General features: G+C 38.6%; 9 protein-coding genes and 1 pseudogene. 4 read left to right on the forward strand and 6 right to left on the reverse strand.

Features of this window, described 5'->3' with window-relative positions:
* Positions 1-115: 115 nt before the first annotated feature.
* Positions 116-1,480 carry a sigma-54 interaction domain-containing protein gene (locus tag IQ283_RS10620; protein WP_242057323.1) on the reverse strand — a complete coding sequence of 455 codons (1,365 nt, stop codon included), beginning with the start codon at positions 1,478-1,480 and terminating at the stop codon, positions 116-118.
* A gap of 207 nt (positions 1,481-1,687) precedes the next feature.
* Here IQ283_RS10620 and IQ283_RS10625 point away from each other — a divergent pair, with 207 nt between their 5' ends.
* Entirely contained in the window at positions 1,688-2,404 is a 717-nt protein-coding gene (locus tag IQ283_RS10625) for a 3-ketoacyl-ACP reductase (protein WP_194220152.1), read from the forward strand.
* A 63-nt stretch (positions 2,405-2,467) separates the two neighbouring features.
* Here the strand turns inward: IQ283_RS10625 and IQ283_RS10630 are convergent, their stop codons facing one another.
* Positions 2,468-2,914: a staygreen family protein gene (locus tag IQ283_RS10630; RefSeq protein WP_194220153.1), complete on the reverse strand. Its 447-nt coding sequence runs from the start codon at positions 2,912-2,914 to the stop codon at positions 2,468-2,470.
* Positions 2,915-3,048: 134 nt separating this feature from the next.
* Between IQ283_RS10630 and IQ283_RS10635 the strand changes: the two genes are divergently transcribed.
* Positions 3,049-3,261 carry a YuzF family protein gene (locus IQ283_RS10635; protein ID WP_242057324.1) on the forward strand — a complete coding sequence of 71 codons (213 nt, stop codon included), beginning with the start codon at positions 3,049-3,051 and terminating at the stop codon, positions 3,259-3,261.
* Positions 3,262-3,273: 12 nt separating this feature from the next.
* Positions 3,274-4,164 carry a manganese catalase family protein gene (locus tag IQ283_RS10640; protein ID WP_194220154.1) on the forward strand — a complete coding sequence of 297 codons (891 nt, stop codon included), beginning with the start codon at positions 3,274-3,276 and terminating at the stop codon, positions 4,162-4,164.
* A 38-nt stretch (positions 4,165-4,202) separates the two neighbouring features.
* Here IQ283_RS10640 and IQ283_RS10645 read toward each other — a convergent pair whose 3' ends face one another.
* Positions 4,203-5,315 (reverse strand): endonuclease, encoded by a 1,113-nt coding sequence (locus IQ283_RS10645; RefSeq protein ID WP_408962592.1) that lies wholly within the window; start codon positions 5,313-5,315, stop codon positions 4,203-4,205.
* A 338-nt stretch (positions 5,316-5,653) separates the two neighbouring features.
* On the opposite strand from IQ283_RS10645, the gene IQ283_RS10650 reads away from it, so the two are divergent.
* Complete coding sequence (locus tag IQ283_RS10650; RefSeq protein WP_194220156.1) at positions 5,654-7,210, forward strand: ABC-F family ATP-binding cassette domain-containing protein; 1,557 nt, start codon at positions 5,654-5,656, stop codon at positions 7,208-7,210.
* An 18-nt stretch (positions 7,211-7,228) separates the two neighbouring features.
* Here the strand turns inward: IQ283_RS10650 and IQ283_RS10655 are convergent, their stop codons facing one another.
* From IQ283_RS10655 to IQ283_RS10665, 3 genes and pseudogenes are all read right to left on the reverse strand, one after another.
* On the reverse strand, positions 7,229-10,117 hold the full coding sequence (locus tag IQ283_RS10655) for an ATP-binding protein (RefSeq protein ID WP_194220157.1): 2,889 nt from the start codon (positions 10,115-10,117) through the stop codon (positions 7,229-7,231).
* Positions 10,110-10,475, reverse strand: a complete 366-nt coding sequence (locus IQ283_RS10660; protein WP_276511828.1) for a response regulator transcription factor — start codon at positions 10,473-10,475, stop codon at positions 10,110-10,112. Before IQ283_RS10660 ends, IQ283_RS10655 begins: the two co-directional genes overlap by 8 nt.
* Positions 10,476-10,576: 101 nt before the next feature.
* Positions 10,577-12,181: pseudogene (locus IQ283_RS10665) on the reverse strand (hypothetical protein); the annotation flags it as partial.

A 12,181-nucleotide genomic window follows, 5' to 3' on the forward strand; every position in this document is an offset into this window, starting at 1 on the left:
TCACTCTCCTTCGACATTTTTAATATTAATTCATATTCTTGCATATAAATCAGAAAAGAAGCAAGAGTAATTTTCACTTCTCGCTTCTTTTAATATGCAAGTATTATGCCAAAACCTATTGAATTCTGTATTTTTTAAGTTTTCTAACTACTGTCGGTTGACTCATCCCTAATGCATCAGCAATCCTTGTCGTCGTTCGAAACTGACGTCTAGCCTGTTCAAGTCGTTCTTTCTCAACTCTTTCAACCGTTTCTTGTAAAGTTTCATTAAAATTATTCATTTCTGAATAGTCTTCACTCGAACTTTTATATGTTTGAGGGAGATCTTCCTCGTGTATAACGAATGCATCTGAAGTAACAATAAGACGCTCTATTAAATTCATCAGCTCTCTAACGTTCCCCCTCCACACATGCTGAGTTAACTCATGCATCACTATCTTATTTAGCATCCGCTTTCGTTTATATTGTCTCGAAAAATGATCGACAAACGATTGAATGAGCGGAAGGATATCTTCTTTTCTATCTCTTAGTGGAGGGATCATCAATGGGACGACATTCAACCGAAAAAATAAATCTTCTCGAAATTTTTTCTCTTGCACAGCTTGTTCCAAATCCTTATTCGTTGCGCTGATTAACCGAAAATCAGAATGAATTTCTTTTGTTCCACCAAGTCGATAAAAGCGTTTTTCTTGAATTAACTTTAATACTTTCACTTGGTTTTGCAGTGAAAGTTCACCGACTTCATCTAAGAAAAGTGTTCCTGTAGACGCCATTTCTGCTAACCCCATACGTCCACCTTTTCTAGCTCCCGTGAATGCGCCATCTTCATAACCGAACAATTCTGCTTCAAAAAGCGCTTCAGGAATTGCTCCACAGTTCACTTCAATAAACGGTCCATTTCTACGATCACTTTTGTGGTGAATGTATCTTCCCATTTCCGTCTTTCCTACTCCGGACTCTCCTAGAAGGAGAACATTAACATCCACACCTGCAACTTGTCTCCCTGTTGCCATCACTTTTCTCATTTCATGACTTCTAGCGATAAGCCCTTCATCATCCTGCCTTTGCTTAAGCTGCTCAAGCTCATTTTTAACACGCTCCATTTCGGAAGACATTTCTTCCATCCCGGCCTTTATTTCCATTAATTCAGTAATATCATGAGAATAACTTACAATCCTTACTAGCTCTTTATCATCATCAAACACTGGCAAACCTGTTACAAGCAGTTTTTTGCCATCAGAACCCGTTTGCACAAACGTAACACGCTTCTTATCCTTTACCACCAGTGGCGTTGCAAGTGGTGTGAATAAACCTTCTCGTTCCAGTTCATATACTGATTTCCCCATTAAGTCATTTGCGTTAACACCATAAACCATCCCTGTTCCTTCACTAACTTTCACAATGATTCCATTAGGATCTGTGACAAGTATATCCTCTTGTAAAGAATGAAAGATTGCCTCATATTCATTCCATTCCGCCATACGCCCACCTCGTCTATTCATTATTGAATACTTTTTCAATGTGTTATTAAATCCCTTATCTATCAAGTTATTTACTATTCATTTTTGAATAATCTCACTTTTATATTTTATCACACTATTACAATCGCAAAGCAAAATTCTTTCCTGCTCAAAGCTAACCCTATAGAATAAACGTTGGAACTTAAAGTTAACGAGGGAGGAAACAACATGGTAGCTCTTAAAGGAAAAACAGCACTTATTACAGGTGCGGCTCGAGGAATTGGTCGTGCATCGGCAATTGCCCTTGCAAAAGAAGGCGTAAATATCGGAATGATTGCCCGTACAGAAGAGACACTTCAGAACGTAGCGAAAGAAATCGAAGCAGAAGGTGTAAAAACTTCCTTCGCTATTGCAGATGTTTCATCTAATGAGGAAGTAACAACAGCTGTAGCTAAATTGAAAGAAGATCTTGGCGAAGTAGACATTCTTATTAATAATGCAGGTATCGCTAAAATGGGTGGCTTCATGGATCTCGAAGTTACAGAGTGGGAAAAGATCATTCAAGTGAACTTACTAGGTGCTTACTATGTAACACGTGCTGTACTGCCAGATATGATTGAGCGTAAATCAGGAGATATTATTAATATTTCTTCTACAGCAGGACAAAAAGGTGCACCAGTTACTAGTGCCTATAGTGCTTCTAAGTTCGGACTTATGGGTCTAACGGAATCACTAGCTCAAGAAGTTCGCAAGCATGATATCCGTGTAAGTGCGCTAACACCAAGTACCGTTTCTACGGATCTCGCAGTAGAAAATAACCTAACAGATGGAAATCAAGAGAATATGCTTCAACCAGAAGATATGGCTGAGTTTATCGTTGCTCAACTAAAAATGAACAAACGTGTATTCATTAAAACAGCAGGTTTATGGACAACTAACCCATAAGGTAAACTCTCACAAAAGTTACCCTCATTCTCATGATTAATTTAAATGAAAGAAGCAGCCAGCCTACTTATGCTGGCTGTTTCTATATTCTCTAAGTGATCCATAGTACTCGTAAGCTTCCCATTGTGCTTCATTTGAATCAAAGTAAACCCAAATAGGTAAATTATCTAGTTCTGGATCTGCTTGATATAAGTGTTCATCTCCTACTCTTATAGCCGATAAGGCTCCAGGTAACTCTTCTCGAAATATACGATTTCTTATACTCGACCTCCCCTCTTCTGTAGGATCGTCAATTAAGACATATACGTAAAAATAGAGTCCACAATCATTTCGAAAGCTTCCAAGCACCTCATCTCTTATGGAAGAAATGCGATCAAAGGCATATTCTTTTCCAATCGTTAAAAACAATTCTCCAGTTATATCGGAATGTGTTAATGTATATTTCCTTCCTAATACACAGTTCTTCTCTCTCATTCCATCACGATACGTCACCATCAGCTTCTGCTTCACTTATCTCTTCCCCTCCTTTTTACAGACTATGGGTCATCACTCATTTGGGTTCATTTCATTCTTATCGACTATGACAACCTATATAGTGCGTAAATTAATATTGCTAAAGGACATTTTTGAGAGGATGAAAGAATTTGAGTCAACAACCCCAATTAATCAGTTCTGTAGATCCCTACGTCTATCAAACACTGATATCAATTGAAGGGAGATTGATTACAGTCCAAACAACAAATGGCTCACTCCAAGGAATGCTCGAATCCGTGATGCCAGATCATATTGTTTTACAAGTGAACGAAACCCCTTTTTTTGTTCGCATTCAACAAATTGTCTGGGTATTTCCTAATTAAAGGGGGGATCGCATGTTTAAGCGAATCAATAAGCAGTTAATTGAGCTTCCGATACCAGATCATGGGGATGCAAACGCAGCTGCTGCCGTACAGGATTTACTTGGAGGACGCTTTGGAGAATTGTCTACACTAAATAACTACATGTTCCAGTCGTTTAGCTTTCGTGAGAAAAAAAAGTTGAAGCCTTTTTATGACCTTGTTGCCAGTATTACTGCAGAAGAATTTGGACATGTGGAATTAGTCACAACCTCGATCAACTTGTTGACCACAGGAAGTTCTTTTCAAGCGCCACCTGATTTAACTCCATTACAAAATGGTAAAGACGTGCGAAATACAGCTCAGTTTGTCGCTACAGCGCAAACAGCTCTTGCTGCAGATGGAATGGGCAACTCCTGGCGCGGAGATTACGTTTTCAGTAGCGGCAATCTAGTGCTTGACCTACTCCATAATTTTTTTCTGGAGGTTGGTGCAAGAACGCATAAGATGCGCGTCTATGAAATGACCGATCATCCTACAGCCCGAGAAATGATTGGCTACTTACTCGTACGTGGTGGAACTCATGTACTTGCATACGCAAAAGCGATTGAGATTGCGACAGGTACAGACTTAACAAAAATGCTTCCGATTCCGAGCCTTGATAACTCCAAATTTGACTATGCTCGAAAATTTGAAGAACAAGGATTGAACAACGTTCTTTATACTTGGAGTGATAGCGATTACTTAGGTATTAAACAAATATGGAAGGGGACTAACCCGGAAAATGGTGAAAAACTAATGGTGATTGAGGGGGCACCAGAAGGGGCTCAAATTCCTAATCTAGATGATCTTCCAGAAGAATTTGCTCCAGGGATTACTAAGGATCATTATGAACAGATCGCAAAACGTTTAATGCGAAATTTATAGAAAAAAGCACCTACCTAAGGGCAGGTGCTCTTTTCTTGCTACCAGATCGCTTCCACCCATTCTGGATGATCAATAAACGGGTTGCGATTATGTTGATACTGATCATAAATAACATTGTTTCGATTTTCTTCAAAGGAATCCACGGGATCCATTTCATTCCATGCTTTTAACACAGAAACTTTTCCAATATATGGTGATGAACCATTGTTTACAAGATTATTTACTTCAAGGTCCACTTCACCACTGTCCCCTTCGTAACGAACAGCCATGTAGAAAATCATTCGTGCTACATCACCTTTCACACTGTCACGAGGCTCCCAAGAATCACTATCATAATAGTTACCGGGTGCTTCTGATTGAGGGGATCCACCGTTATCAAAATCAAGATTACCACGTGAACTATTGACTGTTACATCAGTTGGGCGTAAATGATGAATATCTGTTCCTGGCCCCATAGATGTCCCAAAATCCCCGTGAGACTTCGCCCAAACGTGTTCACGATTCCAGTCGTCAACGTTACCACCATTCTCATATTTGCTTTGAGATCTGCCACTATAAAGGAGAAGTACATTGTTCGGGTTCGCTGGGTCTTCATCCGTCACGCGTAGGGCATCCCAAACTTCACTGTAAGTTAGCTCATTGTGATCATCGATGATAAGATGCAGCTCAGATTTTAAGGCACTACCGGTTTTACCAACAGCCGAGCTATAGTATGTATCATCGTAAGGGGATGGTTCTCCATCACCTGGGTCGTTAGGATCCCCACTTCCTCCACCATCACTTAATTCCATATCGGAAACACTCTTCACTCCTGTATGAGCGAAATAATCTGTTAGGCTTCCACTGACCACAACAGCTTCACCTAGTAAACTAGGATTACTTTGCAATCCAAAATCACTTCTGAAAGTTGATGGAACCTGGACGAAAAGCATTTCATTTACATTTGTTTCATTCACTTGATCGGCAATCGCGATCGCATAGTCATCCGAGAAGTCAGACGTAGTTACGGAGGAAGTTGAGACTGGCTTTCCAACAATATATCCTTCAACTGACCCTGTACTACCTTGATTTGCTATTCCCTGATTAACTGAAAAAGGTGATGATGAAGTTCCAGATCCATCAGCAAAAGATGGTGTAATCGTGAAATACATCATAATCAACGACACAACTAACATAAAAGCAACCGTTCCATAAACCCTACGACGTGTGGTATTCATTCATATTCCCTCCCCTTTAAATTAAAAGCTCCGTTTTATTAAGCCCCTCTAGTTTAAACGTACACTATTAAGCTAAATGAAACACGATGTAAATGTTCCTTTATTTTTCATAGGTCAAATGCCTCATCACGCCTTATGTTGTGTCTTTCTTACTATACGGCTGCTTTTTACGAAAATTCCCATCGTTTTCTCATCTTCCTTACTTTCATCCCAGCCCATAGTCCGATATAATCAATGAGGATTGTTAAACCATAAACAAAGGGTGTTTTCCTATGAGTATATTAACCGTGAAAAACCTAACACACGGATTCGGTGACCGTGCTATTTTTGATGATGTATCATTTCGTCTTCTAAAAGGCGAACATATTGGACTTGTTGGTGCTAACGGCGAAGGTAAATCGACATTTATGAATATTATTACTGGAAAGTTAGAACCAGATGAAGGAACAGTTGAATGGTCTAAAAATGTAAGAGTCGGCTATCTCGATCAGCACACTGTTCTTGAACGAGGCATGACGATTCGTGACGCCCTTAAAGGCGCTTTTCAGTATTTGTTTGATTACGAAGCAGAAATGAACGAGCTATTTGCGAAAATGGGGGAAGCTTCTCCAGAAGAGCTAGAAAAATTGTTAGAAGAAACAGGAACAATGCAAGATATGCTCGCTAACAATGATTTCTACGTAATTGATGCAAAGGTAGAAGAAATTGCACGTGGGCTTGGACTAGATGAAATCGGACTTGAAAAAGATGTACAAGATTTAAGTGGTGGCCAAAGAACAAAGGTCCTTCTTGCTAAACTTCTTCTCGAGAAGCCTGATATTCTCCTTCTCGATGAACCGACAAACTATCTTGATGAGCAGCACATCGTATGGCTCAGGCGTTACTTACAAGAATATGAGAACGCGTTTATACTCATTTCTCACGATATTCCTTTCTTAAATAGCGTGATCAACTTGATTTATCACATGGAAAATCAAGAGCTAACAAGATACGTAGGTGACTATGATAACTTCTTATCTGTATACGAAGTGAAAAAACAACAGGTTGAAGCAGCGTTTAAAAAGCAACAGCAGGAGATCTCTCAATTGAAGGATTTTGTTGCGAGAAACAAAGCAAGAGTTGCAACGCGTAACATGGCGATGTCGAGACAAAAGAAGCTTGATAAGATGGATGTAATTGAGATCGCCAAAGAAAAGCCAAAACCAGAGTTTCATTTTAAGCAAGCTCGGGCTTCTGGCAAGCTCATCTTTGAAACAAAAGATCTTGTTATTGGTTACGATGAACCACTATCCCGTCCATTAAATCTTTCAATGGAAAGAGGGCAAAAAATATCCCTTATGGGTGCAAATGGGATTGGTAAAACGACACTTCTTCGCAGTATACTTGGCGAAATTAAGCCGATTGAAGGTTCAGTTGAGCTTGGTGATTACCTTTATACTGGTTATTTTGAACAAGAAATTAAGACAAGAACATCTAACACTTGTATTGAAGAGATGTGGAGAGAGTTTCCCCACTACAGCCAGGCTCAAATTCGAGCTGCCTTATCCAAGTGCGGCCTAACAACGAAGCATATTGAGAGCAGGGTCGACGTTCTTAGCGGCGGCGAGAAAGCGAAACTTAGACTTTGTAAATTGATGAACACAGAATCCAACTTGCTCGTATTTGATGAGCCAACAAACCACCTTGATGTAGAAGCGAAAGCTGAATTGAAACGTGCTTTAAATGAATACAAGGGTAGCATCATTCTGATCTCCCATGAACCTGAATTCTATCAAGACATTGCAACAGATGTATGGAACTGTGAAGATTGGACAACGAAATTAATTTAAAGAAGAAGGCTTATCCGATTAATCGGATAAGCCTTCTTCTTTATCTTCAATGGAATAATCAGGTACTAATATTCTTCCATTGTTGTTCTTACTCACAAGAGTTTTGATTAACGATTTCGTTAAGTTTTTAGGAGGATATGGTTTAATAAGATAGTCTTTTGCCCCTAATTCAAACCCACGCTGTTTCTCTTCACTTACGGTTGAAACAAAGATCGGTATATTTTTTGTCCGCTCTGTTTCCTTTACTGTTTTCAGAACATCCCAGCCACTCATACGGCCTTCTAACATAATATCAAGAACGATTCCCTCAGGTGTCATTTGCTCAAGGAGCTCAATTGCTTCTTCTCCACTTCTACAATGACGAACCGCAAATCCACTTCCAGTAATCTCCTCCGACAATAAGAGAGCGAGACTATCATCATCTTCTACAATCAAAACGCCTGAATCTTGAAACTCTCCAGATTGAGAATTTACCGACTGTTTTTCGATTCCAAGTGGAAAAACAAGAGTAAACGTGCTTCCTTTTCCTAATTCCGATGTTACAAGAACGTCACCATTGTGCGCAGTCATGATTTCTTTCGATATGGCAAGTCCCAGTCCCGTGCCACCAATTTGGCGCCGGTCCGAATTATCAACACGAAAGAACTTTGTAAACAATTTAGATAGTGCATCCTGCGGGATCCCTAAACCTTCATCTCTAATATCGACGTAAAGATGATCATTCTCGATTCTAAATCGGGTTAATACCGTGCCGCCTTCAGGAGAATATTTTACAGCATTGCTAACAAAATTATTGAACACCTGTTTAATTTTATCCCCGTCACCAATAATCTCATGTTTATCTGCCAAATCTTCAACAATAAAAGAATGAAGCTTAGAATTATCGCGATAACTATCCAATACTTCTTCGATCATCTCTATTAAATTAATACGCGTTTTATCATAATTTTGCTTACCAGCTTCCATTCGCTGAATATCGAGAAAATCATTGATTAGTGATGTTAATCGTTTGGCTTCTTTATAGATTGTATTTAAATATTTCTTCTGCTTCTCAGGTTTTAACTCTTTAGAGAGCATGAGCTCCGTAAAACCAAGTACACTCGACAGGGGGGTACGAAGTTCATGACTTACCGTACTGACAAATTCGTTCTTCATTTCATCAACTTCATGTTCACGGGTTATATCCCGATGGACGAAAATCGATCCAATAAATTTGCCATCGGTATATAAATGCTCGTAGTACATTTGGATAAAGAGGGATGGTTCTGTATTTGTTTGATAGATAAGTTCACTCTGTTTAGGTTTAACCCCAACAATAACGTCATGAACGTATGAACTCACTTCTTCTCGATCATTTAAATCGACTTGCATAAGGAACTTAGAACTCCACTCAGTAAACGGTTTTTCATTTGCACCATCAGGAAAACAAGCATCCAACATCGTACACATTTGATCATTCACAGCTCGAGTTGTTCCTTCTCTATCAACGAGCTGAATCCCTTCACGAATCGTATTCAAGATCTCTCTATTAATTTGTCGCTCATTCTCAGTCGTTTCATATAATCGAAGCTTATCGAGAGCGAGCGAAATTTGACGCGACAAATCGGATAGTTCCGTTACTTCATCAGTCGTAAATTCCCCTCCTATTCTCGTAATACAAAGTAAAGCGACTGGTTCGTTATCTGAAAGAACTGGAATGTAAATATCATTTGAATTTTCTTCTACTCCATGATAACCTGCTTCCCCAATTGAAGCCTGTCTTTGAACAATATGAAATTTCTTTTGCTCGATTGCTTTAACGCCAGGTCCGTCTAGTAAATGATCAATCCATTCATGGACTTTCTCTTGACTAACGCCAAGTGATGCATAGTCTTTGCCTTGATTTAGCATAACGATAATACCCTTGTCAGAGTTAAGGATATGAATCATATTCGTAATGATACTTTGCAATAGTTCGCTTTTCGTTAAGGTAGACGCAAGCGATCGATTTAATTCATTGCGATGCTCTAACACTTTTTTTTGTACATTCATCGCTTTTACATTCTGTTCAAGCGTAAATTTACTTCCTTTAAGTTCTTCGCTCTGCTCAACTAATGCTTCATTTGATGTGATGAGTGCCCTCTCATTTTGCTGGATATTCTTAACCATTAAATTAAATGATCGTGCAAGCTCACCTAGTTCATCTGATCTTTTCACGTGGGGCATTTCCACATTTTCTCCGGAAGATACTTGACTAGAAGCTAACGCCAATTCCTGAAGTGGTTTTCCAATACGCCTAGCCATAATACCAGCAAGTATCGTTGCAATTAATAGAAGAAAAATGACAAATGAGACAAAAAGCATCTGTAAATTCGATAAACGATCAACCAAACCTTGCTCAGTTATATATATTTCGTTTTCTACATTAGAAACGAGATCTCGAGTTTGCTCTCTTAAATCATAGACTAAATCACTCCCGCCCTGATTTTGAGAAAGATTTTGCAACCCTTCAGTATTATCTGAAGCTACCTGTATTTTTGCCTTTTCAAACAGCTTATAATAATTAACCAATTCACCTTGAAGGTCTATAATATATTCCTTTTCTTCTCTATTTTGTAGCTCTGGTTCAAGCTGTTTGATCTTATCTACAATCATATCTTTCTGAATAACATAATTACTTAAAAAAGGATCCTCTAAACGAAAGCCTAAATAACCTCGAGCCTCAAAAAACATATCATTCAAACTATCTTCCAGTTTAACTGCATACTGTTGTTTTTGTCGCAGATCTACTACTTTCTCCTCATACTTGGCTTCAATTGACTGACTATAAAGCCCTAACCCAACTGCCGCAACTAAAATCAGAAACAAAAACCCGCTCATAAACCAGACAAATTGACGTGATAAACTACTTTTCCATCTTCTATTCACCAAGAATATCCTCTACGACGCTCGCAAGCTCAACAGGACTAAACGGTTTTGAAATAAAATAATCCGCCCCAGCTTCTCTTGCAATCTCTTCATCTTTCTTCTGAGCCTTTGCCGTTAGCATCATGATTTTGACATCCATGTTCCCTTCAGAGCGAACTTTTTTGATAACTTCAAGACCAGTCATCTCAGGCATCATGTAATCAAGTAATACTAAATCATAGTCATTATCTTGAATAAAACTGTATGCTTCCGCCCCATCTTCAGCCTCATCGATGTCATACCCATCATCTTCAAGTGTATCAACGATTAACATTCTTAGAATCTCTTCATCTTCTGCTATTAATAATCTAGGAGTCAAACCATTCACCCATTTCTTTTAATATTGATTAATAAGATTAAATCACGAACACCCTTTAATAATACCTTCATATTAAAGAAAGTAGAGGGAAATTCCCTCTACTACTTATATCGGCTAAACTCATCTTGCATAATATAGTACGATTGTTTTAATCTTTCATGATAGTCAGGTTCATTCCATTTGTCCCATGTGAATTTGTAGAATTGATTAACTGACAGGTTTCCGTTATCTATAGATGGCATTGATTCAGTAATAGATGAGATCGACAAATCCGAACCTTTTGAATCCCCCTCATACATCACCACTCCTACTTTAAAACCATCTGTTTTCTTCGAGCTAGTAAGTCCGCCATTCCACATATCGCCCATCATTTCCTTATCACTTGGATCTTTAATATTAAATAAAGCCCATGGTAATCGAATTTCAATAGAATTGTTTTTTACGATAAAATCTGAAAGTGAATTAAAGTTTTCGCTGCCTGGATTAGCATTTCCATAGGTCAGAAGACCCGTTTCATAATCTTCAAATGGAAGTATTTGTTTTGTGCTTGGAATTGTTAATTGTTTATTCAGGGCTAGTCGAATAGGGTGAAAAACATCATTATCCTTTTTGCTCGCATAATTCTTTTTCTCGATTAAACCAAGATCCTCACCATACTGGTAGTAAAACGAGTCATAGTAGCTATGAACGCTAAGTCTTGATTGATCTTCCCCGGCAAGGTTAAGTATAAAATCAATTCCAGACGATGCGTTTATTTCAGGATCATCTTCAATCTGTTTACTCCCCTGACCACTGATCGTATCAAATAATAATAATGTTTTATCCTTTTTCAATTGTTCTTCGGACATCTCATGATAATCTAGTCGGAAGTAGATATATTTCTCATCACTTGTCATAAAGAAGTTTTGTAAGTTCTGATCTTTATTATTTGATTCAAATAAAGGCTTAATTCCCGCCTCATTCCAATCCTTCACTTTTCCATCAACTTTAATCTTTTGCTTCTCACCTGGATCAAAACTTAATAACCCAAACTGTTGTTCATTTGTCTGGTCATTTGACCAAAAAGGACGACGATCCGAGTTATCGTAATCCATCGTATTCCACGTTCGTTTAAACCACTCATCTTGCCAAGAAAACACTAATCCTCCTGCATAGTCTTCAGAAACAATGTTTTCAAATAGCTTCGCATCCGTTAGTCCTTGCTCTTCTTCGGAATTCCCGCCCTGATTCATTCCATATACGTTCCGATGAGTCATACCTCGGGAGGCTGGAACACCAAATTCGGCTACAAGAACTGGCATAGTGTGAACTTTTCTAAGTGCATTTAAATAACCGGCATAGTTGTTTTTCTCACCGTTCTGGTCAATATAATTCACATACTCCTCTTCATAGTTCAGAAAATCCGGATAGTAAGGATAAATATGATAAGAAGCAAATTGACCCGCATAATAATTATCCTTCAATTCAATCACATTCGGATCCACTGAAACTAAATCTTCTTCTTCCGATGGTTCTGCTGGATGCTCAAGTAAGTCGGTTGTCACCCAGTTTGTAAAGCTAACTGGCCTTTGCCAATTGTACTTCTCCATTTCATATCCAATCGTGTCATCCATCATCTTCGCTATCCATATCTCAAAAGGGCTCGCTTCTTTTGTATTAAGATAGTCTCCATCATATTGCTCCATATCATTATTCTTCTCATTCGT

The organism is Pseudalkalibacillus hwajinpoensis (genome assembly GCF_015234585.1).
In the GTDB taxonomy this organism is placed as follows: Bacteria; Bacillota; Bacilli; order Bacillales; family Guptibacillaceae; genus Guptibacillus; species Guptibacillus hwajinpoensis_B.